Origin of the sequence: Streptomyces sp. NPDC050564 (assembly GCF_044457265.1) — a bacterium.
GTDB lineage: Bacteria > Actinomycetota > Actinomycetes > Streptomycetales > Streptomycetaceae > Streptomyces.
Genome location: NZ_JBITGS010000002.1, coordinates 87,784 through 111,429, shown reverse-complemented (window position 1 = coordinate 111,429; position 23,646 = coordinate 87,784). Strand labels below are relative to the sequence as shown.

The window sequence follows — 23,646 nt, the reverse complement described above, 5'->3', positions numbered from 1 at the left end:
TCTCAACTTCCTGTCTCTCTTCCGGGATTCACGCCCAGATCAGGGCGTGCACCGCACCCAGGGACCGGACCGGCGCCAACAGACAGAGCAGGCAAGCCCTCAGGGGGCGGAGATGTGGGGAGCGGGAGATCGCGACGACCTCAACCGCCGGGTGAGCCGGGTCAGTTCAGACTGCTGTTCTTGGACTTGCCGCGCAGGACGTCGTCCGTGAACCAGACGTGGGCCCAGCCGGCGCCCGTCGCCGCCCGGCACTGGAAGTCGATCTCCCAGCCGGCCTTCGAGGGGTACGCGGGATACGACTCGCCCCACACCACGCAGCTGCCTCGGCCGAGGATCCCCATGACCTGGTCCACGGTCATACCGGTGCCGACCTTGTTGTAGTTCGCGAGCGTGAGCTGCGGGTCGGTGGGATTCAGCAGCTTTTCCTGCGACTTGGAGTTCAGCCGGTCGTCGGCGTTGAAGCCGAAGTTCGCGTAAGGGGGGTAGTCGTCGCTGTACGCCCGGCAGTACAGCCCCGTTCCACCGAACTCGTCGGGGTCGCACACGCCCGGGCCGACGATGTCCAGAACCTGCTGGCGGCTCATCCCGAACTGGACCTTCTGGAACATCTCCAGGTTCATCCCCGAACCGGCGCTCGACGGGCCCGCCGTCCCGACGACGGCACCGGCCGCCGCCAGCGCCGTCACCGCCGCGGCCGCGAGGGTCCTTCTCGGCTTGCGCATGGTCGTTGCTCCTCCCCGTAGTCCTCTGCCGCCCCTGTGCTGTCCCTGTGCCACTCCTGCGGGGAGGCGGGAGCAGCGTGGCACCGGGCGCTCTTCTGGCCATCCCCTCCAACTCCCCTATGAACAAGGTGTGTTGGGGCTCTTCGAGAGCTCTTCGCGGCTTCTTGCGGCGCACTTTCCGGGCTCTTCCGGGGCTCTTTCCCGGCTCTTTCCGGCGGAGATGAGTGTGCGTACTCAGGCGCCCCGGCCGACCCCTCTGCCAACCTGGCGTCATGCCTTCTCGCGAGAGCCGTACGAGCCGTACGAGCGCCGGCCGCGCCGTGCTCCTGTCCGCGACCGCCGTGACCGCCGCCGCATGTCTCGCCGCGTGCGGAACTCAGCGGCCGGCCGCGGCACCGGCCGTGGCCCCCACCTCGTCCGCCGGCTCCTCCTCGTCGCCCGCGAGCCCGCACGCGGAGCCGGACAAGGGCGACAGCGCGCCGCACAACGCCGAGAACAACATCGGCCGGCTGCCGGCGGACATGACTCCCGCCGACGAGTCGGCCGCGAAGGAGCAGGCCGAGAAGATCAAGCCCGTACTGGAGAAACTGCGGAAGCAAGGGCGCATCAGCCCCAAGGACGTACGTCCCGCACTCGCCGGCCTCGGCTTCCGAGCCGCGGACCTGCGCGTCCAGGACCCGTGGTCGCGCTGGAACGTGGACCACTCGGAGAAGGTGCCGGGCACCTTCTACGGGATCTGGGTCGGCAAGACCGCCTGCATCTCCGGCGCGGTGAGCGAGGACAGCGTGTGGGTCGAGGTCAACGGCCCCTATCCGGAGACCGCCTGCATCGTGCCGCCGGTCGCCCACTGATTCCTGTCACACATCCCCTCTCCCGCGCGTCAGGGAGATGACGGCGCCGCACCACGTGGCCCGGTGAGAGGGAGATGACGACATGACTGTTCTGATGGTGCGTTCCGCGGTGAAGCCCGAGTTCGTCGGAGAGCTCGAAGCGGCTCTGAAGAAGATGTTCACCGCCATCGACAGCGCCCGGCCCGAGGGCGTGCGCTACACCTCGTACCGCCTTCCCGACGGGGTCACCTATGTCGCGTTGCTGGAGCTCGCGGACGGCATCGAGAATCCGTTGCCGGCGATCGCGGAGTTCCGGGAGTTCCAGGCGGGCCTGAAGGACTGGCTGGCCGGTCCGCCGTCCGCCGAGCGGTTCGAGGTCAGGGGTGCGTACGCGGCCTGACGCATTCCCAGGCGGGCGGTGTCATCCTTCGGACATGGGTGTCTCCGGCGCGGCGAGGGGCGGGTACTCCGGTACACCGCTCGCCAAGAAGATCGGTATCAAGGCAGGGCAGCGGGTGCGGCTGACGCACGGGCCGAAGGGCTGGGACATCCCCGGGCTGCCCGAGGACTGCGCGGTCTCTGTCGGTGGCCCGAAGGGGGCGGACGTCACGGTCGCCTTCTTCCGGGCCCGCGCGGAGCCGGCGGCACAGGCGGCCGGGCTGGTCCAGGACCTGTCCGACGAGGCGATGCTCTGGATCGCCTGGCCCCGGCGCGCGGCGGGCCACGACAGCGACATCACCGAGAACGATCTGCGGGAGATCTTCCTGCCGCTCGGGGTCGTGGATGTGAAGGTGGCGGCGCTGGGCGACGACTGGTCGGGCCTGAAGTTCGTACGGCGCAGGGAGAACCGGCATCCGGGAAACCGACGTACGTGAAATCGGTGTACGGAGAACGGGCGCACTCCAGGGGGAAGCCCCGGACGTACATGTGGACGTACATCGGGGCGTACCCGAGGGGGACTTACGGTGAACGGCTAGCATCGCGGCACAGTTGTCGGCCGGGATGAGGTGGATGTCGTGTCACAGGCGGAGGAGGGGCCGCGGGTTGCCGTTGCCGTGGTGACCATGGGGAACCGGCCGGCCGAGGTCGACGCGCTGCTCACCTCCGTGGCCAAGCAGGATGTCGCGCCCGCACGGATCGTGATCGTGGGCAACGGCGCTCCGCTGCCCGAGTTCGCCGAACGCCTCGGGCTGCCCGGGGAAGTGACCACCATCGAGGTCGAGGAGAACCTCGGGTGCCCCGGCGGGCGCAATGTCGCGCTCCAGCGTCTGAGCGAGCTGGGGGACGTCGACGTCGTCGTGGAACTCGACGACGACGGGCTGCTCGTCGACGGGGACGTCCTGCGGAAGGTACGGGACCTGTACGCCGCCGATCCGCGGCTCGGCATCGTCGGCTTCCGCATCGCCGACGAGAACGGGGAGACACAGCGTCGGCACGTGCCCCGCATCGGGGCCAAGGACCCGATGCGGGGAGGGCCGGTCACCGGCTTCCTCGGAGGCGGCCACGCCCTCTCCCTGCCCATGCTCGCCGAGATCGGCGACTGGCCCGCCGAGTTCTTCTTCGCGCACGAGGAGACCGACCTGGCCTGGCGTGCCATCGACGCCGGGTGGACCGTGCGGTACGAGCCCGAGCTGCTGCTCCAGCACCCGAAGACCTCGCCCGCGCGGCACGCCATCTATTACCGGGTGACCGCCCGCAACAGGGTCTGGCTCACCCGCCGGCGGCTTCCCCTCCCGCTGATCCCCGTGCACCTGGGCATCTGGATCCTGGCCACACTCGTACGGACGCGGTCCGTCGGCGGGCTGAAGGCCTGGTTCGGCGGGTTCGCGGAAGGGCTGCGGGAGTCCGGCGGAGAGCGGCGGCCGATGCGCTGGCGCACGGTGTGGCGGCTCACCCGGCTCGGACGCCCGCCGGTCATCTGACGGCGGTCCGTCTCCCAGGACAGACGGAGGCCCCGGTCGTTCACCTCCGACGACCGGGACCTCTCGCGTCCCCGGATCCGGCCACGGCGGCGACACTCCCCCGAGTTACGCGTAGTACGCGCGCACCGTCGGGACCAGATCCGATGAAGTGATCACATCAGGCCACGCCAACGGATCGCTAACATGAGGCCAACGGTTCGAACGGGAGCCGTGAGTCGGTCGGCGGGAAGTCGCCGGAAGAAGGCGAGAAGTCGCCGTGGCGCGGCCGGAGCGGCCGCGCGGGAAGGCAGTGGGCGGCGTGATGCGGAACGAGCTGCGGTTCGGACTGCTGGGGCCGCCGGTCCTGTACGACGCCGACGGCGAGTTCAGATCGATCGGCGGCGGCAAGATGCGTGCCCTGCTGGCGGCGCTGCTCCTGGAACCGGGCCGGGTCGTCTCGGTCGACGTGCTCAAGGACGCGCTGTGGGGCGGGGCGCCGCCCGCCTCCGCCCACGCCTCGCTGCAGAACCATGTGACGCGGCTGCGGCGCCTCCTCGACGATCACGAGCGGCTGCGCGCGGTTCCCCCGGGATACGTTCTGCGGGTCGGCGAGGGCGAGTTGGACGTCCGTGTCTTCGAACAGCACGCCACCGCTGCCCGTACCGCCCACGCCGAGCGCGCCTGGGAGCGGGCGCTGAGCGAATCCATGTCCGCGCTCGCACTGTGGCGCGGCACCCCGCTGAGCGGCCTGCCGCCCGAGATCGGCGGACACGCCTTCGTCCAGCGTCTGGAGGAGGCCCGCCTGCTGGTCCTGGAGTGGCGCTACGAGGCCGAGCTGCGTCTGAGCGACCTCGCGGAAGCTCAGGCATGCCCCCGCACCGCCCGGCACACGCCCCCACGCTCGAACTCGCCGCGCTCCGCTCGGACGGGGGGACCCTCTTCGCCGGACCGGCCGGAGGCCGAAGGAGTAGTCCCTCCCTCACGTGCTGGGCTCGGCTCGAACGGGGGAGACCTCCGTCGAGGACCCTCGTCCGGCACACCGGACGCACCCACCGAACGACGCGGGAACGTATCCGAGCTTCCAGGAGGCCGCTCGACCCGCACGCCCGACCGACTCGACCGGCTCGCCCCCGAGTTGGCCGCACTCACCGCCGAACACCCCCTCCGCGAGGCCTTCCACCGGCTTCTGATGCTCGTACTGCACCGCACAGGGCGCCAGGCCGAGGCCCTCGCCGTCCACCGTGACCTGCGGACCCGCCTGGTGGAGGAGCTCGGGATCGAGCCCGGCCCGGCGGTGCGTGAGGCGCATCTGGAGATCCTGCGTGAGCGGGACGGCACGGAGAGGGCGGCGGACGTCGCCGACGACGCAGGGCGAGCAGAACGGGAGGCCGCGGCCGTCCCGTCCGATCCCGGCCCGCTGCGGCCCGCCCAACTACCTCCCCCGCCCGCGTACTTCACCGGACGTGACGACCTGCGCCAGAAGCTGCGCCTGGCGCTGGACCCGGAGCGCCGGATCGGCGGACCCGGCGTGGTGGCGGCCGACGGTATGCCGTGTGTCGCCGTGATCAGCGGCATGGCCGGCGTCGGCAAGAGCGCGCTCGCGCTGCACGTGGCACACGGACTGCGGGAACGTTTCCCCGACGGTCAGCTGTACGTCAACCTGCACGGCGCCACCCCCGGCATGACCCCGCTCAGCTCCGGCCAGGCGCTCGCCGCGCTGCTCCGCGACCTCGGCGCCGAACCGCGCCGGATCCCCGAACACCGGGACGCGGCAGCCGCGTTGCTGCGGTCGATACTCGCGCCCACCCGCACCCTGATGGTCCTCGACGACGCCGCGCATGCCGCGCAGGTACGGCCGCTGCTGCCCGCCGGCGCGGGCTGCGCGGTGATCGTGACGAGCCGTTCGCCGCTCACCGCCCTGGACGGCGCGCACCGCTTCCCGCTCGCGCCGCTGTCGGACGAGGACAGCGCGGCGCTGCTCCGCGCGGTCTCCGGCCGCCGCAACGGTCTCGACGGCGGGCACCCCCTCGTCGAACTCACCGGCCGGCTGCCACTCGCGCTCCGCGTCGTCGCGGCCCGCCTCGCTGCGCGCCATGCGCTCACGCCGGACATGCTCGCCGGTCAACTGGCCGCCACGGAAGGGCGGTTGCATCACCTGGAGTACGACGACCTGAGTGTCCGCCGCTCTCTCGCCGTCGCCCACGACGCGTTGCGCGCCTCGGAGCGCGAGGCCGACCGGGACGCGGCGCTCGCCCTGTGCCGCATCGGCGCGCTCGACCTCCCCGCGTACGGGGCGCCCCTCCTCGCCCGCCTCCTGGGCATCGCCGAACGCCGCGCCGAGGCCGCCCTCGACCGCCTCGTCGACGTCGCCCTCCTGGAGGAAACGGCGTACGGCCGCTACGCACCCCACGACCTCGTGCGGGACTTCGCCCGCGAGATCGCGGGGGCTACTTCAGCCCGTCCGGAGTTCGAGGACGAGCGCGGCAGCGCGATACGGGGGACTTGGGGGGCGGAGCTCCCCAGGGACGGGACGGGTAGCGGCGGAGAGGGCGAAAACCCATCTGGCGTGGGCGCCGTGCCTTCACATGCCGCGGACAGCCCCGCTCCCGCGGGCACCGGCACGTCCGCTCCCGTCGGCACGGGCACGTCCGCTCTTGCCGGTACGGGTAGCCCTGCTCCCGGCGGCGCGGGTAGTCCTGCCCCTGGCGGCCCAGACACGTCCGCTCCTGCTGATACGGGTAGCCCCGCTCCCGTCGGTATGGGCACGTCCGCTCCTGCCGGTACGGGTGGTCCCGCCTCCGACGGCGCAGGTAGCTCCGCTCCCGTGGGCACGGGCAGCCGCGCTCCCGTCGATATGGGTACGTCCGCTCCTGCCGGTACGGGCAGCCCTGCCCCTGGTGGCGCAGACACGTCCGCTCTTGCCGGTACGGGTAGTCCCGCACCCGCGGACACGGGTACGTCCGCTCCTGCTGGTACGGGTAGCCCTGCCCCCGGCGGCGCAGGTAGCCCCGCCCCCGTCGGCACGGGCAGCCCCGCCCCCGTCGTTATGGGTACTTCCGCTCCCGTCGGCACGGGCAGCCCCGCCCCCGTCGGCACGGGTACGTCCGCTCCCGCCGGCGCAGGTAGCCCCGCCCCCGTCGGTATGGGCACTTCCGCCCCCGCCGGCACGGGCGCCCCCGCCCCCGCCGTCAGCGGCGCAGTCGACCCCGGCGGCCAGGGCGCGGCGCTCGCCGCCGGCCACGACGCGGCCGTCGCCGAACGCGCTCTGCGCTGGTATGCCGGTGTCGCCGCCCGCTCCCTGGAGGCGATCCTCGAACCCGGGCTGGACCGCGAGGACCGCAGCCGCCCGACCGCCTCGCAGCCGCCCCCGCACACCGCGGACGTCGCGGCCACCCCGCCCTTCCGCTCCGCGAAGGACGCCTTCGCCTGGGGCGATCTGGAGCTGGAGAACCTGGTGGCGCTGGTGGAGCGCCACGCGGAGAGCTCCCCGTACATCCCCGTCCTGGTCCGCCTGCTCAACCCGTACGTCCAACGCAGTGGCCGCGTGGCCGAGCTGGAGATCCTCCAGCGGGCCGCGCTCGGCGCGGCGCGGCGGCTCAGGGACGAGGCCGCCGAGGCGTACGCGCTCGGGGACCTGGCGGGCCTGCACTTCATGACGGGCCGCGCGAGCGACGCCCTGGTGCTCAACGACGAGGCGCTGGCGATCTGGCGCAGGCTCGGCGTCCTGTCCTGGGTGCGGCGGGGCCTGAACAACCGCGGCATGCTCCTCGAAGGACTCGGCCGCTACGCCGAATCCAGCGAGGCACTGCTGCAGAGCTTGGAGTTCTCACGGGAGTTGGGCGACCCGCACATGGAGGCCATCACCTACAGCCACCTCGGCAACCTGTACGAGCACTCGGACCCCCGGGCCGCCATCGACCACCACAAGCGCAGCCTCGCGATCGGCGACACGATCCAGGACGTCATCATCCGCCACTCCGCGCACTGCAACATCGGCTATGCCCATCTCACCCTCGGCGAACCGGCCGCCGCCGTACCGCACTTCGAGGAGAGCCTGCGCATCCTCGGCAGCCACGGTGACTGGCACGGCGAGTCGCAGACCCGGCTCGGACTGGTGCGCGCCCTGCGCGGGGTGGGGCACGGTGAGCGGGCCGCGCGCGAGTGCGATCTGCTCCTGTGCCGCGCCGACCGCCGCGCCGACCGGTACACCGGAGGGCTCGCCCGCCATCAGCGGGGCCTGCTGCTACGGAGCCGGGGGGATGTCGAAGGAGCGTACGAGCAGTGGGAGTCGGCCCTTGAGGCACTGGCGGAGACGGACAGCCCGGTGGTCGGGGAGCTGCGCACACTCCTGGCGGAAAAGCCGGAGCGGGCGTAGCAACCGACCCGGACGTGGCGTCACTTGGCGTCCGCGTAGCACTCCACCACCGCCGTGGTGAACGGAAAGCGGACCGGTGTCTCCCCGAAGGTGAGGCGCCCGGCGAGGTCGGCCGCCTCGCGGATCGCGGTCACCACGGTGTCGGCCTCCTCGGCAGGGCAGTGCACGATCACCTCGTCGTGCTGGAAGAAGACCAGCTCGGCCGAGAGGCCGGCGCAGGTGCGCCGGAGCGCGGCGAGCACCAGCAGGGCCCAGTCGGCGGCGCTGCCCTGGACGACGAAGTTGCGGGCGAACCGGCCGCGGGCACGGGAGTTGGAGGAGGCGTACCCCGGAACCCACCCCTGCTCAAGGCCGCTCTCCACGGGATCGTCCTGTGGGATCCCCGCCTCGTCGCCACTCCCGTCCGACGAGCCCGCCGCCGGGGGAGAGGTCCGCCCCAGCCAGGTCCGCACGAGCCGCCCTTCCTCTCCCGCCCGCGCCGCGTCGTCCACGTACGCCACGGCCCTGGGGAAGCGGCGGCGCAGCAGGGCGAGGTTCTTCAGCCCGTCACCCGACGTCTGCCCGTACACGGCCCCCAGCACAGCGAGCTTGGCCTGCGCCCGGTCACCGGCGAACGCCCGGTCCGAGACAGCCTGATACAAATCGGTCTCCCGCCGCGCGACCTCCATCAGACCGGGGTCGCGCGAGATCGCGGCCAGCACACGCGGCTCCATCTGATCGGCGTCGGCGACGACGAGCCGCCAGCCGGGATCGGCGACGACGGCCCGCCGGATGACCTTGGGGATCTGCAGAGCGCCCCCGCCATTGGTCACCCACCGCCCGGTGACGGTCCCGCCCGGCAGGTACTCGGGCCGGAACCGGCCTTCGCGCACCCAGTCCTGGAGCCAGGACCACCCATGGGCGACCCAGATCCGGTACAGCTTCTTGTACTCGATCAGCGGCTTCACGGCAGGATGGTCGATCGACTCGATCTCCCACCGCCGCGTGGACTTGATCTTGATTCCGGCCTGAGCGAAGGCCTTGACCACGTCGGCGGGCAAATCAGGTCTGACCCGTCTCCCGAAGGCGGTGGACACCTCCTCCGCCAGCTCGGCGAGCCGACGGGGTTCACCCCCTCCCGCGTACCGCTCCCCGAGCAGCTCGTGCAGCACCTCGCGGTGGACGTCCGCGCGCCATGGCAGCCCCGCCTCGTTCATCTCGGCGGCGACCAGCATCCCGGCCGATTCGGCGGCCGTCAGCAGCCGCATCCGCTCCGGATGCGTGGCCGCGTCATGCCGCCGCTGCTGGTCCGCGTACACCTCCAGGAGATCGTCCAACGGCACGTGGACCGGGCGCGGCTCGAAGAGCGAGGACTGTGAACCGGGCTCGGCGGACCGCTGCGGTGGATCGGTCGGTACGGGCCCGCCGCGCAGCCTTGCCAGCGCGGCGGCCGCCGACCGGGGCTCACCGAGCCGTCCCTCGTGCCCGAGCAGCAGTGTCTCGGCGGCCTCCATGTCGTAACACCGCTCGACTCGCACCCCCGCGGCGAGCAGGCGCGGATATACGTCCGCGGTGGACCGCCAGACCCACCGGCCCACTTCCGGTCTCGACCGCACCGCCTCCGCCAGATCCGCCTCCCGGCGGACCGGCCCCGCGGGCAGCCCGTCGGGGCCGAGGACGGCGACCTCCGCGCCACCGTCCTCGGCCGGCGCGAGAGCCCAGCGCTCGGTCATGATTCCGAGTCTCGCAGGGAGGTCTGACAATGGCGCCGCCCCGCGCACGGGCCCCGACTGCCGAATCGCTCAGCCCGCGCTCGTCTCCCCCCGACCGGTCACGACCTCCTCGAGCATGCGCGCGATGTGCCCCTCGGTCGTCGCCTTGTCGACGCCCTCCCCGCTGAGAACGCCCTCGCCGTTCTCGTACTCCAGGAGGGCCAGCAGGATGTGCTCGGTGCCGACGTAGTTGTGGCCGAGGCGCAGGGCCTCGCGGAAGGTGAGTTCGAGAGCCTTCTTGGCGGCGGCCCCGTAGGGGACGAGTTCGGGGACCTCGTCGACGGCCGGCGGGAGCGCCGCCTTCGCCGCCCCGCGCACCGCGTCGAGGGACACGCCCTGGGCCGTGATCGCCTGGGCGCCGAGCCCCTCGGGCTCGGCGAGAAGCCCGAGGACGAGGTGCTCGGGCAGTCCCTCCGCGTTTCCCGCGGCCTTGGCCTCGTTGTGCGCGACCATGACCACCTTCCGGGCACGCGGGGTGTAGCGCCCGAAGCCCTGGTTCGGATCGAGATCCGACTCCGCCTTCGGGACGAAACGCTTCTGGGCGGCCTGCCGGGTGACCCCCATGCTCTTGCCGATGTCCGTCCAGGACGCGCCGGAACGCCGGGCCTGGTCCACGAAGTGCCCGATCAGATGGTCGGCCACGTCACCCAGGTGATCCGCGGCGATCACCGCGTCCTGAAGCTGGTCCAGTGCGTCGGTGTGAACCTTCTTGATGGCCTCGATGAGGTCGTCGAGACGTACGGGTGCAGTGCCGAGAGGTTTCGAAGTCATGTGTCAACCGTAGGTTGACACTCCCGCAGTGTCAACCCGAAGTTGACACCTGGGGCGACCGAAGCGCACCCCTCCGCGGCGACTCACCCCCACCCCTCAGTGACTCACCCCTCCTCGACTCAGCCTTGGGCCGTATCGGCTACTTCGGCGAGGCCGCCAGCCGCACGGCCAACCCCGCGAACACGGTCCCGCTGAAGATGTTGAGCCCCCGCGACACTCGCCGACTGCTCCGCAACAGAGCGGACAGCCGCCCGGAGAGCAGTCCGATCGAGCCGTCGACGGCGAACCCCATGACCACCATGGTGGCCCCCAGGACCATGAACTGCCCGGCCACGTGCCCCAGTTCGGGGTTCACGAACTGCGGCAGGAAGGCGACGTTGAAGAGGATCACCTTCGGGTTGAGCAGATTGGTGACGGCACCCTGCCAGAAGGCCCGCCACCGCCCCGGTCCGACATCCCCACTCGCCTCGACACTCACCGCGCGCTCCCGGAACGCCTTCACCGCTAGGTACAGCAGATAGGCGGCGCCCATCCATCGCAGCACGTGATAGAGCGTCGGCAACGTCGTGAACAGCGCCGAAAGCCCCAGCATCGCGGCCACCGCGTGCACCAGCATCGCGAACGCCACACCGAGCGCGGCCAGTACCCCGGTAGTGGGCCCTCCCCGCCCTCCCATCGCCACGATGAACATCATGTCCGGCCCCGGCGTGACGCAGAGCGCGAGGCCGGCGACAAGAAACGCCGCGTACAGAGATGTGTCGACCATGGCCCCATGCTCGACACCGCCGGTCCGCCGGGGCGACCGAATTTCACGCACTGAGAAGGCCCTGGCGCCGGGGCTGTCGTCGGGGGGAGCGCGAACCCGACGCCGCGAGGGTGCCGCTGTGCCGCCCCAGCGGCACGTTTGCCGTAGCTGAGCCGACACGGCCGGCACTCGCGCACGTACGGAAGGGGCCGTGCCGTGTCGGTACATCAAATGCCCGTATCCGGACGGATCCGGAAGGAACCGCTCCCTGACGCCTCACGGTGGATCCGTCCGGATACGGGCGGATGTACCGACGCGGCCGCGACCACCTGCGAACGGCGGCCCCGACCACCTGCGAACGGTGGGCGAACCCACCCCGCGAACGGCGGGCGAACCCACCCCGCGAACGGCGGGCGAACCACCGGCCGTCGTCACGTCCGCCGCCACGCCCCGGCCACCGCCGCCCCGACCGCCACCACCAGGCACGCCCCCACACACTCCGAGAGCAGCCCCCACGGCACATCCACCCCCACCGGCGCCGAAACCCGTGCCAGCGCCGCCGCAACCCCCGCGAGGTTCACCCCGGCCACCGCGCCTCCGAGCACCGCTCCCACGCAGACCCCCAGCACCGCCTCCCCGGCGACCACCCGCAGCACCTGTCCCCGTGTGGCCCCCGCCATCCGCAGGGACCGCAGCTCCGCCCCCCGAGCGGAGGTCGCCATCAGCAGCGTCGCGGCGAGCGAAATCCCGGCGTAGACAAGGGCGATGCCCAGAACCACGAGAAACCCCAGCCGGGTCTGCGGGCCGGTGCGCGGGTGGGTGGCAGCCAGCCACGCCGACGCGGACCTCACCGTGCCGCCGGTGGAGGCCCGCAGATCCGCCCCGACGGCCGCCGGGTCCGCCCCGCGCCCCACCCGCACATCGAGCCGATCGACCACGGCACCCACCGCGTTCGCGGAGGTCACGTACGCCCCGCTGTCCCCCGTGCCCCGCGCCAACACCGCCACGACCCGCAACCGCGCAGCCCGCCCGTCCCCCAGCCACACCTGCACCCAGGCACCTACCTCATGCCGTTCCCATTCCTCGTTCACGACGATCGACCGGTCGTCGAGATCGCGCACATCGCCCGCGACGACCGGTAGCCGCGCCACCGACGCGAACGCCGCCACGTCGCTCACCGCCCGTGCGTCGGACCGTACGAGCGCGGTTCCCTCCTCCCGTACGAAGACCGCGGTCGAGGCGGTGGCCGAGACCGTGGCCCCAGCAACCCTTACCGCCCGCACGTCGTCCCCGGTGACGACGAATCGGGCACGGGTCTGCTCCCGTGCCTCCGCCGCCTTCGCCCCGGTCACGGTCGCCGCGGTCCCCAGCAGCGAGCCCGCCAGTGCGACGGTCACCAGGACGGGAGCCGCCACGGCGGCCGTACGCCGCACCGCCGCGGCCGCGTTCTCGCGCACCAGCAGCCCGGTCGCGCCGGACGGGCGACCGAGGGGAAGCAGCCGTACGAGGGGACGTACGAGGGGACGTACGAGGGGACGGACGAGCACGGGAGCGAGCGCCGCCACCGCCGTGACCAGGACCATCGGCTGCGTCGCGTACGTCTTCCGCTTCAGCAGCGCGGCCGGATCCGTTCCCAGCATCCAGGCCAGCAGCCCGACTGCGACCGCGAGCAACCCGAAACCGACCACCCGCCGCGACCGAGGCATCACACCCGTGTCCACGGACGCCTCCCGCAGTGCCTCCACGGGCCCGATCCGCCCCGCCCGCCAGGAGGCAGCCCAAGCGCCCGCCAGAGCCACCAACACCCCTGTGCAGAAGGCGACTTGCCAGGGCCAGTCCGCCGACCCCGGCAGCACGGACCACGAAGGCGCCACCCCGCCGTCCACCAGCGCCCGCACGAGCCGGGGCGCACCACGCGCCCCCAATACGCACCCCGAGGCCGACGCCACGAGTCCCACCGCCAGCGCCTCCCCGAGCAACAGCCGCCGCACCTGCCCGGGCGTCGCCCCGGCCATCCGCAGCAGACCCAACTCCCGCCGCCGCAGGGCCACGCCGAACGCGAACGTCGAAGCCGTCACGAAAACGGAGACGAAGGCCGTCACCCCGCCCGCCGTGCCCAGCAGGGAGACCACCCCGATCAGCGCCTCGGCGTCGCGCGCGGCGGAGGGGTCGGACTGATGACGGTCGTCACCGGTGAGCACCCGCGCCCGATCTCCGACGAGCCGCCGCACGGCCACGACGGGCGCGTCCACACCGACCGCGTCCCGAGCCGTGCCATCCGTCCGCACCCGCCCCAATTCGCGAAGCCCACGGATGAGTTCACTGTCCACAGGATGTGGATGCGCCAGCTTCTTCGACACGAGGGCGGTGCCCGGCCCCCGCCGCACCTCCACCGTGAGGGTGTCCCGCCCCATCACCACGACGGGCGAGGAGGCGAACCGCGTCGGCGGCCGCCCCGACGCGTCGAGGCCGGCGGAGAGCGCGAGTCCCATCGCCGTCATCACGGCGACCCCGAGCCCGACGGCGACGAGGGAGCCGAGAAGGGACACCCAGCGCGTACGCAACGACGAAAGACTCAGCACGACGCACGCCTCATCCGTCCCGGTCCTGCTGCCCGTTCCGGTGCCGCTGTCCGTTCCGGTCCTGCCGTCGGTTCCGGTGCTGCCGTCGGTTCCGGTTCCGGTGCCGCTGTCCGTTCCCGTCCTGCTGTCCGTTCCGGTCCTACCGTCCGTTCCCGTCCCGCTGCCCGTTCCAGTACGGCCGTCCGTTCCCTTCCCGCCGTCCGTTCCAGCCCCGCCATCCGTCCCACGACACCCGCCGCGCAAGGCTCCGCCAACTCCCCGTTCACCCGCCCGTCGACGAGGAACACCACCCGGTCCGCGTACGAGGCCGCCACCGGGTCGTGTGTGACCATGACGGTCGTCTGCCCTTCCCGGTCCACCAACTCCCGTAACAGCGACAGCACTTCACGCCCGGACCCGGTGTCGAGCGCACCCGTCGGTTCGTCACCGAAGAGGACGGCGGGGCGGGTGATCAGCGCCCGCGCGAGAGCGACGCGCTGCTGCTGCCCGCCCGACAGCTGCGCCGGCCGGTGCCCGGCGCGGTCGTCGAGTCCCACCCGGGTCAGCGCCTCGCGCACGACCCCGCGTGAGGGCCGCCGCCCGGCCAGCCGCAGCGGCAGGGCGACGTTCTGCGCGGCGGTCAGCGACGGCAGCAGATTGAAGGACTGGAACACGAACCCGATCCGCTCGCGCCTGAGCAGTGTCAGCCGGCGCGAGCTCAGTCCGCCCAGCTCGACCCCGTCGACGGCCACCGTCCCGGAGGTCGGCCGGTCGAGCCCGGCCGCGCACTGCAACAGAGTCGATTTCCCCGACCCGGACGGCCCCATCACGGCGGTGAAGGTCCCGGCGGCGATGTCCAGATCGACCCCGTCCAGGGCGGCGACGGCACCGTAATCACGGCGCAGGGATCGCATACGTACGGCTGTTTCGGTCATGCCTCGAGCCAACCTTCCGGCAGCCGCCCGATCACGACCACCAGGGGGCGTCCTGGGGGTAGGGCCGGCCCTACCCCGACCCGTGACACGATCGAGGAATGAGCAGCAGTAACCCCAGCCCCGGCACGGTCGAGCGCGCCTTCGAGGCCGCCCTCTACGCCGACTCCGACACGGCCCTCGACACGGGCGCCTCGCTGCTCGCCGCCGACCCCGCGTCCGACGCCGAACTGGCGCGGCGCGGCCAGGAGTTCGTCGCCGCGGCCTGGCGGCGCGGCTGGCAGCCCGCCGATGTCGTACGGATCGTCCGCCGTGAGCTGGACGAAATACATGTTCAGCTGGTGTCCGCGCTGATCCTCAGCGAGAACCGCAAGCCGCGGAGCCCGCGCTGGGCCGCACAGCTCGCGGAGCTGGCGTCCGAACCCCGTACCTCCCGCGCCGACCGCTTCTCGTACGCGACCGCCGTACTGGAGCTCTACCGGCTGCTGCTCCGCCTCCCCACGATCGAGCCCCTCGACGCACCGCGACAAGACGCACACCACGCCTCCCACGCCCCCCAGGACACGCGCATGCTCACCCGCATCCGCGCCCTGCTGGCCAAGGCCGAGGCGACCGGGTTCCCGGAGGAGGCCGAGGCACTGAGCGCCAAGGCGCAGGAGCTGATGGCGCGGCACAGCATCGACGAGGCGCTGCTCGCGGCGCGTACGCACGCGAAGGACGCGCCCGGCGCCTGCCGGATCGGCGTCGAGCCGCCGTACGAGACGGCCAAGGCGGTGCTCCTGGACGCCGTGGCCGGGGCGAACCGCTGCCGGGCCGTGTGGAACGAGGCCCTCGCCTTCTCGACCGTCGTCGGCTTCGAGCCCGACCTGGAAGCGGTCGAACTCCTCTACACCTCACTCCTCGTGCAGGCCACGGCGGCGATGACCAAGGCGGAGGCCGCGCAGCGGGCGGGCGGGCGGAAGCGTACGAAGACCTTCCGGCAGTCTTTCCTCGCCGCCTACGCGCACCGGATCGGCGACCGCCTCGCGTCCGCGACCGAAGGGCAGGAAGCGGCCACGGAGGGGGAGCTGCTGCCGGTGCTGGCGGCCCGCGACGTGACGGTCGCGGACCACATGGACCGGATGTTCCCCGAAACGGTGACCACCCGGCTGCGCGGGGTCAGCGACGCGGCCGGGTGGCACGAAGGGGCCGCGGCGGCGGACCGGGCGCAGGTCAAGGGGCGGCCGCCACTGCGGTGATCAGTCGCCGGCGTGCTGGAACGGGCTCACGGAGGCGTTGAGGTCGGCCGCCTCGCTCTTGCCCGCGACGGGTCCGTACGACCACTTGAAGTCCTGCGTGGCGGTGGCACCGGGCAGGCTGATCCTCAGCGTCTGCGCGTCGAAGGTCTTCGCGTCGCCCTTCGTGCCCCGGACGTAGGTGAGGGTGAAGGTCGCGGTGTCGCCCTTCGCCAGGGTCAGCTTCACCGGGTTCGCGGACTTCTCCGGGGCGATGTGCGTGGAATCGTCGCCGGCTTGGACCTCGAGGCCGGGGAAGCCCTTCAGGGTGCACGTGGAGTCGCGGTTGGTGAGGGTGACCGGGACGTTGCCGGTGTCCCCGGCGGCCGGGGCGGCGTTGGCGGGGCCCACCTCGATCCCCACCTTGTCGATCCGGCAGTCGGTGGAGGAGCTCTTGGTGGTCTTGTCGGTCTTGGCGGTGCTGCCGCCGCTGTCGTCGCAGGAGGTCAGGGCGAGGGCGGCCGCGAGGACGGTGACGGCGATGGGCAGGGCGCGCATGGGTTCCCCCGGGGGTGGTGACGGTGTGCATGGATCATCACGCATGTCGATCCCCGGACGTTGCGCGCCCCGGCTCTTCACCTCCGCCGCGCCGCGAATATCTCGAAATCTCCCTTACGCAGATGCCGGCTCCGGGCGCTCAAGGAGACGGCACGCTCGGGACTGACGATCGAGCGGAGACGTTTCGCACCGCTGCCGGAGGCCCGTAACGCGGCGGCCGTCGACACCGCCGCCCCGACGGCGGACGTCTCAGCAGATCCGTGTCCGTGGCGCGGATCCGTGCCCGAGGAGTGGAGGTCTGATGGCGAAGAAGAGCAAGATCGCGAAGAACGAGAAGCGCCGGGAGATCGTCGCGCGGTACGCCGCCCTGCGGGCCGAGCTGAAGGACATCATCCGCCGGCCGTCCTCGACCGACGCCGAACGGGCCGCTGCACGCAGGAGGAATTGCGCAGGCAGCCACCCGACGCCGCCGCCACCCGCGTACGCAACCGGGGCCAGTGTGGACGGCCGCCCACGCGGTCATCTGCGTGCCTTCGGTCTCGCCCGGTGAATCTGCGTGAGCAAGCGCACGCGGGATTCCTCCCGGGCGTTCGCAAGTCCTCCTGGTAGCTTGCTGCGGTCGTTACGGCGACCTCGGCATCCTCACCCACCCTTGGGGGCTTCAGTGACTTCGGCGACCTTCCCGCGCAGGCAGGCGCGTATCGCGGCGGTGACCGCGGGTCTGGCGGCCGCGCTCGTGCTGGCCGGTTGCAGCAGCGACGACGGCGGCTCCGGCGACAAGTCCACCAGCCCGAGCGCGTCCGCCACGGAGACGGCCGGCGCGGACGGCGGCTCGGGCGGCACCTCCGGCACCAAGAGCAAGCTGGAGGGCAGCTGGCTGGCCACCACGGGCGGCAAGGCGGTGGCGCTGATGGTCACCGGCAAGAAGGCGGCGCTCTTCACGACCGGGGGCACCGTGTGCAGCGGTACCGCGGCCGAGGAGTCGGGCATGCAGATGATTCGTCTCAAGTGCACGGACGGCAACACGGACCGCGCGGTCGGCATGGTCGACTCCGTCAGCGGTACGAGCCTGAAGATCACATGGCAGGGCGGGCTCGGCAAGGAGTCGTACGTGAAGAGCGAAGGGGGGCAGCAGTTGCCCACCGGGTTGCCTACGGCGAGCCTGGGTTCCTGATCGCCGGATCACTCACCTGCGGGCCGCGGAATCCTTCTGATTCCGCGGCCCGTCGGCGTGTTTCAAGCGCTTCAGGGGTCTCGCTCCTCTCGCGTCTCCCGCTGGCTTCGCGCGGGTGGACTCGCCGCTCTCCTGCCGGGGCAGGATCCGCGGCCGTCGTGTCATGACCGGCCCGTGCACTCGCGGCGCGCCTGACGGCGCGGCAGCCGCCGATGCCGACCCGCGCGATCCAGAAACGCGCGGGAGATGGCGCTGCTGCCGTACTCGTCGCGGCCGCCCCGACCGGGACTACATAGGTAGGGGATTCCCTACGGTTGACTCGTAGGGAATCCCCTACCTATTCTCCTGTCCATGAACCCCATGGAGCCCACGAACATCACCCACGCCTCCTTCGTCACCCTCCCTGTCGCCGACCAGGACCGCGCCCTGCGCTTCTACACGGACGTGCTCGGCTTCGAGGTCACCGCGGACCGGGACATGCCTCCCGGGCGGTGGCTCCAGGTCGCGCCCAAGGGGGCGCAGACCGTCTTCACGCTCTCGGGTCCGGGCATGGGCGGGTTCACGCCCGGCGAGACCCGGGGGATCATGTTGGTCACGACCGATGTCGACGCCGACTGCGCGCGGCTCGCAGCCGCGGGCGTCGCGGTGGAAGGTCCCGACGACCTCCCCTGGGGCCGCATGGCTTCGTTCCGCGACCCGGACGGCAACGGTCTGATGCTGATCACGGAGAAGGAAGGCTTCTGATCGCGCCATGACGACCATCGGGGCCCATGAGGACCGTCTCTTCGCCGCGCTCGCCAACGTCACCCGCCGAGAGGTGCTGCGGCTGCTGCGCGACGACGGGCCCCAGCCCGTCCAGGCGCTCGCCGACCACTTCGACATGCGCCGCCCGAGCCTGTCGGAACACCTCAAGGTGCTCCGGGATGCCGGGCTGGTGTCGGAGGAGCGCGCGGGACGGCAGCGGATCTACCGCCTGGAGGCCGCGCCGCTCGCCGATGTGCAGGATTGGCTCCACCCGTACGAGCGGTTCTGGCGCGACAGGCTCAAGGGCCTCGGCGATCTTCTGGACCGCATGCCCGACGATGACGAGACATGAGCCCCGTTCCGCAGTCAGAGCCGGCGGACGATCTGACGACCATCCGTCTCGACCAGTTCCTCCCGCACCCGCCCGCCAAGGTCTGGCGCGCCCTCACCGAGCCCGAGCTGCTCGTGCAGTGGCAGATGCAGGGGTCGGAGGACTTCCGACTCGAGGTCGGCCACCAGTACACGCTGACATCGGTCCCGCGCCCCAACTCCAACTTCTCCGGCACCGTTGACGTGCGCGTTCTCGCGTACGAGCCGGAGCGGATGCTGCGCGTCCGGTGGGCGGACCCGGATCCCGCCAATCCCGCGGATTGGACCATTACTTGGACACTGGAACACGAAGGCCGCGGTACGCGTCTGTTCCTAGTACACGAGGGATTCGATCCGGACGATCCCGCACAGATGATGGCGCGGAAGATCATGGACGGGGGATGGAGGTCGCATGTGATGCGAGCTCTGGGGAATGCGCTGGATCGGCTGTAGCTCTTTTGCGAGCGGGTGAGCAGCAGGCCGTAGCGAAGCGAACAACAGCCGGTAGTCAAGTGACGGTAAAAGCTGTAACCGCAGGACCACCCCGCGTGCACGTGCATCTGCCCATGCATCTGCACATGAACAGAGCTATGATCCGGGTCAGTTGACCACTGCATCTATGGCCACTTCAGCCACTGCACGACCGGGGAGCGACCTGTGGACCACGACGTGTACGACGTGGATGACGTGTACGACGGCATGGCTGACGACGTGTACAACGGCATGGCCGCGACCGCGCTGAACGGGGTGGCCTGGCAGAAGAGCCGGCACAGCAACTCGCAGGGATCCTGCGTGGAGTTCGCCCGGCTGCCCGGCGGTGATGTGGCCGTGCGGAATTCGCGGTTCCCCGAGGGGCCCGCACTCGTCTACACGCGTGCCGAGATAGAGGCGATGCTCCTGGGTATCAAGGACGGCGAGTTCGACCACCTGATCGCGGGCTGATGACACCCGCCCGCCGGTGCGACCGAGGGCGATCGTCGCTCAACGCTGTGTAACGCGCGTAGAACCGCGGCGCCAAAAGGCGCCGCGGTTTCCTACTCGGCCGCCACCGCCGGCTGCAGCCGGAACAGCGCCCAGACGACCTTGCCGCTGAGAGTGCCGGCGAGCGGGTGCCAGCCCCAGCTGTCGGCGAACGAATCGACCAGGAAGAGGCCGCGGCCCGACTCCGCCGAGAAGTCGTCCGAGTCGCCCGCGACCGGGCTGTCGTGACTGGGGTCGCGTACCGCGCACACCAGGCGTGAGGTCCACCGCATCAAGTGCAACCGCACGGGCGGGCCTTGGTCGTCCCGGGGTGTGCCCGAGGGCAGTGCGTGCCGCAGCGCGTTGGTGACGAGCTCGGAGACCACCAGACAGACGTCGTCGAAGCGGTCACCGATGTCCCACTGGTCCAGCGTTCTGCGGGTGAACTGCCGAGCCTCGCGCACCGCTTCGTAGCGGGCGGGCAGGGCGCAGGAAGCGGCGTCGGACACGGCCGCGGGATCGAGCGGCGGAAGTCCCTGCCGTAAGGGCTCGAGCATGGTCGATCCATTCGTCCCCATGCGAGGCACTCCCGGGTGTTCGCGGTCGTTGCGATGCAGCGGTGGCGCGGGGACCATGGTTCCGAATGCGTACAGCAGATGCAAGGGCAGATGCACGTGCACGCGCCCGAATTAGACCTTCGTCTACCGGTTCTTGCTCATTTCTTCTGTCACCTTCTTCCCTCTTGTTGCCCCTCTCCTGAACTTTTCCTGTGTGGCTCCTTTGGCTACTTTCCGTTTCCGTAATCGAACGAGTACTGCTTGAAGTGTTTTAGTGGCAGACTTCGGCCCCGGAAGACGGTTGGGGAGGCGGACGAACGTGAGCGCTGGTGAGTCGAGCGGCTCGGTGGTGCGGCGCATGCTGCTGGGGTCACATCTGCGGCGCCTGCGGGAAGCGCGTGGAATCACCCGGGAAGCGGCCGGTTACTCGATCCGTGCCTCCGAATCGAAGATCAGCCGCATGGAGTTGGGACGGGTGAGCTTCAAGACGCGCGACGTCGAGGACCTGCTGACGCTGTACGGCATCACGGACGAGGCGGAGCGGACCTCCCTCGTCTCGCTCGCGAAAGAGGCCAACGTCGCGGGCTGGTGGCACAGTTACTCCGACGTCCTGCCCAGCTGGTTCCCGACCTACGTCGGCCTCGAAGGCGCGGCCCATCTGATCCGGGTCTACGAAGTGCAGTTCGTGCACGGCCTGCTGCAGACCGAGGCGTACGCGCACGCGGTCGTCGCGCGCGGCATGAAGGGCGCGTCCGTCGCCGACATCGACCGCCGCGTGGCCCTGCGCCTGGAGCGCCAGAAGTACCTCGTCTCCGAGAACGCCCCGGAGTTCCACATCGTCCTCGACGAGGCTGCGCTGCGCCGCCCGTACGGCGACCGCGAGGTGATGCGCGGACAGCTCCAGCATCTGATCGAGGTCTCGGAGCGTCCCAACGTACGGCTTCAGGTCATGCCGTTCAGCTTCGGCGGGCACTCCGGCGAGAGCGGCTCCTTCACCATCCTGAGCTTCCCGGAGTCCGACCTGTCGGACGTCGTCTATCTGGAACAGCTCACCAGCGCGCTCTACCTGGACAAGCGTGAGGACGTCACCCAGTACGAGGGCGCGCTGAAGCAATTGCAGCAGGACAGTCCGGGTCCCTCCGAGAGCCGCGACTTGCTGCGGGGGCTGCTCCAGCTGTCCTGAGAGTCTTCACAGAGTCTCCGGACGCATTCTCCAACTCCCTTGAAACACAAGTACGATGACGCGTGATCAGACCGTGATCGGATGTCTGCTTCGGCAGCGCAGGGATTGAGGGATCGAGGAGCACATGTCGTCCTACTTCACCGACCTGGCCCAGCAGTACATCAACGGCGAGTGGCGCCCGGGCACCGGCTCCTGGGACATCATCGACTTCAACCCGTACGACGGCGAGAAGCTGGCATCGATCACCATAGCCACGAGAGACGAGGTCGATCAGGCCTATCGCGCGGCGGAGCGCGCCCAGAAGGAATGGGGCGCGACCAACGCCTACGCCCGTCGCGCGGTCTTCGAGAAGGCCCTGCGGATCATCGAGGAGCGCGAGGCCGAGATCACCGAGGTGATCATCGCCGAACTCGGTGGCACCCGCCTGAAGGCCGGTTTCGAACTGCACCTCGCGAAGGAGTTCCTGCGCGAGTCGATCCACCTGGCGCTGCGCCCCGAGGGCAAGATCCTCCCCTCGCCGGTCGACGGCAAGGAGAACCGCGTCTACAAGGTCCCCGTCGGCGTCGTCGGTGTGATCAGCCCCTTCAACTTCCCCTTCCTGCTGTCGATCAAGTCCGTCGCGCCCGCGCTCGCACTCGGCAACGGCGTGGTCCTCAAGCCGCACCAGAACACCCCGATCGTGGGCGGCTCCCTGGTCGCCAAGGTCTTCGAGGACGCGGGTCTGCCGGGCGGTCTGCTCAACGTCGTCATCACCGACATAGCCGAGATAGGCGACGCCTTCATCGAGCACCCGGTGCCCAAGGTCATCTCCTTCACCGGCTCCGACAAGGTCGGCCGCCACGTCGCCACCGTCTGCGCCTCCCACTTCAAGCGCTCCGTCCTCGAACTGGGCGGCAACAGCGCCCTGGTGGTCCTGGACGACGCGGACATCGACTACGCGGTCGACGCGGCGGTCTTCAGCCGGTACGTCCACCAGGGTCAGGTCTGCATGGCCGCCAACCGTGTCCTCGTGGACCGCTCGATCGAGGCCGAGTTCACCGAGAAGTTCGTCGCCAAGGTCAAGACTTTGAAGGCCGGCGACCCGAGCGACCCGCAGACGGTCATCGGCCCGGTCATCAACTCCTCGCAGGCGGATGCCATCTCGGGCGCCGTCGAGCAGGCGATCGCGGAGGGTGCCACGGCCCTCGTGCACGGCACGACGACCGACAACCTGGTCGAGCCCTCCGTCCTGACCGGCGTCCCCGCCGACTCCTCCCTCCTCCAGCAGGAGATCTTCGGCCCGGTCGTCTTCCTCGTCCCCTTCGACGGCGAGGAGGAGGCGGTCCGCCTCGTCAACGACACCCCGTACGGGTTGAGCGGCGCTGTCCACACCGGTGACATCGAGCGCGGCGTGCAGTTCGCCAAGCAGATCGACACCGGCATGTTCCACGTCAACGACGGCACCGTGCACGACGAACCGCTGGTCCCCTTCGGCGGTGAGAAGCACTCCGGCATCGGCCGTCTGAACGGCGAGACGACCGTCGACGCGTTCACCACGGTGAAGTGGATCTCGGTGCAGCACGGGCGCAGCTTCTTCCCGTTCTAGGGCGCAGCTTCCCGTTCCAAGACGTCTTCGCGGTTGTGGAACGTCTTCGCCCCGCCCGGGCCCTTGCGGACAGAAGCTGACCGCAAGGGTCCGTAGCTTCGTCGGTGTCGGGCAGCAGGTGCCCGGCAAGAGGTCCCGACGAAAGGCGGCCGGTCATGGTGACTCATGTGCGAGCGGAGGCTCAGGGTGACGAGCGCGGGGCGTTGCTCTCCTTCCTGGAGGAACAGCGGGGCGGTATCCGACGGGCACTGCTCGGACTGACCGAGGAGCAGGCGGCTTCGCGCCCCAGCGCGAGCGAGCTGTCCCTGTCCGGGCTGCTCAAGCACGTCGCCGAGACCGAGCAGGGCTGGGTCGCCCGCGCCAGGGGCGAGTCGCCGGCCGTCAGGCGGGACGAGTCGAACTGGCACGAGTGTTTCGTCCTCGTCGAGGGCGAGACCGTCGATGCGCAGCTCGCGTACTGGGAGAAGGTCGCCGCCGAGACGGACGCGTTCCTCCGCTCGGTGCCCAGCCTCGACGACACCTTCGCGCTCCCGAACGACCCTTGGTTCCCGCCGGAAGGGCGGGTCTCGATGCGCTGGCTGGCGCTCCATCTGATCCGCGAGACGGCCCGGCACGCCGGCCACGCCGACATCGTCCGCGAGTCCCTGGACGGCGCGACCGCCTTCGAGCTGGTGGCCCGGGAACAGGCGGTCTGACGGGCCCACCATCGGGCGG

Annotated in this window: 21 protein-coding genes and 2 pseudogenes; 15 read left to right on the top strand and 8 right to left on the bottom strand. The window is 70.8% G+C overall.

All coding sequences use genetic code 11. From position 1 onward, the window contains the following. Positions 1-161: 161 nt before the first annotated feature. On the bottom strand, positions 162-722 hold the full coding sequence (locus ACIBK0_RS04040; protein ID WP_399075330.1) for a BLIP family protein: 561 nt from the start codon (positions 720-722) through the stop codon (positions 162-164). 272 nt (positions 723-994) lie between these two features. On the opposite strand from ACIBK0_RS04040, the gene ACIBK0_RS04035 reads away from it, so the two are divergent. From ACIBK0_RS04035 to ACIBK0_RS04015, 5 genes are all read left to right on the top strand, one after another. After that, positions 995-1,573, top strand: a complete 579-nt coding sequence (locus ACIBK0_RS04035; RefSeq protein ID WP_399075328.1) for a hypothetical protein — start codon at positions 995-997, stop codon at positions 1,571-1,573. Positions 1,574-1,655: 82 nt separating this feature from the next. After that, positions 1,656-1,952 carry a hypothetical protein gene (locus ACIBK0_RS04030; RefSeq protein ID WP_399075326.1) on the top strand — a complete coding sequence of 99 codons (297 nt, stop codon included), beginning with the start codon at positions 1,656-1,658 and terminating at the stop codon, positions 1,950-1,952. Positions 1,953-1,986: 34 nt separating this feature from the next. Then, entirely contained in the window at positions 1,987-2,427 is a 441-nt protein-coding gene (locus tag ACIBK0_RS04025; RefSeq protein ID WP_399075324.1) for a DUF3052 domain-containing protein, read from the top strand. 141 nt (positions 2,428-2,568) lie between these two features. Then, positions 2,569-3,474 carry a glycosyltransferase family 2 protein gene (locus ACIBK0_RS04020; protein ID WP_399075322.1) on the top strand — a complete coding sequence of 302 codons (906 nt, stop codon included), beginning with the start codon at positions 2,569-2,571 and terminating at the stop codon, positions 3,472-3,474. 301 nt (positions 3,475-3,775) lie between these two features. Continuing rightward, positions 3,776-7,828, top strand: a complete 4,053-nt coding sequence (locus ACIBK0_RS04015; protein ID WP_399076037.1) for a BTAD domain-containing putative transcriptional regulator — start codon at positions 3,776-3,778, stop codon at positions 7,826-7,828. Between the two features lie 20 nt (positions 7,829-7,848). Here the strand turns inward: ACIBK0_RS04015 and ACIBK0_RS04010 are convergent, their stop codons facing one another. The 5 genes and pseudogenes from ACIBK0_RS04010 to ACIBK0_RS03990 form a co-directional block, all read right to left on the bottom strand. Further along, a complete protein-coding gene (locus ACIBK0_RS04010) occupies positions 7,849-9,540 on the bottom strand; it encodes a bifunctional 3'-5' exonuclease/DNA polymerase (RefSeq protein WP_399075320.1) in 1,692 nt (563 codons plus the stop codon). A gap of 69 nt (positions 9,541-9,609) precedes the next feature. After that, positions 9,610-10,350 (bottom strand): Clp protease N-terminal domain-containing protein, encoded by a 741-nt coding sequence (locus tag ACIBK0_RS04005; protein WP_399075318.1) that lies wholly within the window; start codon positions 10,348-10,350, stop codon positions 9,610-9,612. Between the two features lie 139 nt (positions 10,351-10,489). Then, positions 10,490-11,116, bottom strand: coding sequence for a LysE family translocator (locus ACIBK0_RS04000; RefSeq protein ID WP_399075316.1), 627 nt, complete (start codon positions 11,114-11,116; stop codon positions 10,490-10,492). A gap of 410 nt (positions 11,117-11,526) precedes the next feature. Further along, the gene (locus ACIBK0_RS03995; RefSeq protein WP_399075314.1) at positions 11,527-13,677 is read right to left on the bottom strand and encodes an FtsX-like permease family protein; all 2,151 of its coding nucleotides are present in this window, start codon (positions 13,675-13,677) and stop codon (positions 11,527-11,529) included. 188 nt (positions 13,678-13,865) lie between these two features. Continuing rightward, a pseudogene (locus ACIBK0_RS03990) lies at positions 13,866-14,591 on the bottom strand (ABC transporter ATP-binding protein); the annotation flags it as partial. 98 nt (positions 14,592-14,689) lie between these two features. On the opposite strand from ACIBK0_RS03990, the gene ACIBK0_RS03985 reads away from it, so the two are divergent. Further along, a complete protein-coding gene (locus ACIBK0_RS03985) occupies positions 14,690-15,826 on the top strand; it encodes a DUF2786 domain-containing protein (protein ID WP_399075312.1) in 1,137 nt (378 codons plus the stop codon). On the opposite strand, the gene ACIBK0_RS03980 is transcribed toward ACIBK0_RS03985, so the two are convergent. Continuing rightward, positions 15,827-16,360, bottom strand: a complete 534-nt coding sequence (locus tag ACIBK0_RS03980; protein ID WP_399075310.1) for a DUF4232 domain-containing protein — start codon at positions 16,358-16,360, stop codon at positions 15,827-15,829. It abuts the gene before it with no gap. A 301-nt stretch (positions 16,361-16,661) separates the two neighbouring features. Between ACIBK0_RS03980 and rpsN the strand changes: the two are divergent. The 6 genes and pseudogenes from rpsN to ACIBK0_RS03950 all read left to right on the top strand — a co-directional run bounded on the left by rpsN (position 16,662) and on the right by ACIBK0_RS03950 (position 19,589). Then, positions 16,662-16,969: pseudogene (gene rpsN / locus ACIBK0_RS03975) on the top strand (30S ribosomal protein S14). A gap of 55 nt (positions 16,970-17,024) precedes the next feature. Next, complete coding sequence (locus tag ACIBK0_RS03970) at positions 17,025-17,534, top strand: hypothetical protein (RefSeq protein WP_399075309.1); 510 nt, start codon at positions 17,025-17,027, stop codon at positions 17,532-17,534. A 351-nt stretch (positions 17,535-17,885) separates the two neighbouring features. Further along, a complete protein-coding gene (locus tag ACIBK0_RS03965; RefSeq protein WP_399075307.1) occupies positions 17,886-18,278 on the top strand; it encodes a VOC family protein in 393 nt (130 codons plus the stop codon). A gap of 7 nt (positions 18,279-18,285) precedes the next feature. Then, positions 18,286-18,630 (top strand): ArsR/SmtB family transcription factor, encoded by a 345-nt coding sequence (locus tag ACIBK0_RS03960; protein WP_399075305.1) that lies wholly within the window; start codon positions 18,286-18,288, stop codon positions 18,628-18,630. Next, on the top strand, positions 18,627-19,100 hold the full coding sequence (locus ACIBK0_RS03955; RefSeq protein ID WP_399075303.1) for an SRPBCC domain-containing protein: 474 nt from the start codon (positions 18,627-18,629) through the stop codon (positions 19,098-19,100). The genes ACIBK0_RS03960 and ACIBK0_RS03955 overlap by 4 nt, the downstream gene beginning before the upstream one ends. Positions 19,101-19,304: 204 nt before the next feature. Beyond that, entirely contained in the window at positions 19,305-19,589 is a 285-nt protein-coding gene (locus ACIBK0_RS03950; RefSeq protein ID WP_373294547.1) for a DUF397 domain-containing protein, read from the top strand. A 92-nt stretch (positions 19,590-19,681) separates the two neighbouring features. Here the strand turns inward: ACIBK0_RS03950 and ACIBK0_RS03945 are convergent, their stop codons facing one another. Next, entirely contained in the window at positions 19,682-20,185 is a 504-nt protein-coding gene (locus ACIBK0_RS03945; RefSeq protein ID WP_399075301.1) for an ATP-binding protein, read from the bottom strand. A 337-nt stretch (positions 20,186-20,522) separates the two neighbouring features. Here ACIBK0_RS03945 and ACIBK0_RS03940 point away from each other — a divergent pair, with 337 nt between their 5' ends. The 3 genes from ACIBK0_RS03940 to ACIBK0_RS03930 all read left to right on the top strand — a co-directional run bounded on the left by ACIBK0_RS03940 (position 20,523) and on the right by ACIBK0_RS03930 (position 23,627). Further along, the gene (locus ACIBK0_RS03940; protein WP_399076035.1) at positions 20,523-21,347 is read left to right on the top strand and encodes a helix-turn-helix domain-containing protein; all 825 of its coding nucleotides are present in this window, start codon (positions 20,523-20,525) and stop codon (positions 21,345-21,347) included. 124 nt (positions 21,348-21,471) lie between these two features. Then, positions 21,472-22,932, top strand: coding sequence for an aldehyde dehydrogenase family protein (locus ACIBK0_RS03935; RefSeq protein WP_399075299.1), 1,461 nt, complete (start codon positions 21,472-21,474; stop codon positions 22,930-22,932). Positions 22,933-23,087: 155 nt separating this feature from the next. Then, the gene (locus tag ACIBK0_RS03930) at positions 23,088-23,627 is read left to right on the top strand and encodes a DinB family protein (protein WP_399075297.1); all 540 of its coding nucleotides are present in this window, start codon (positions 23,088-23,090) and stop codon (positions 23,625-23,627) included. Positions 23,628-23,646: the final 19 nt, after the last annotated feature.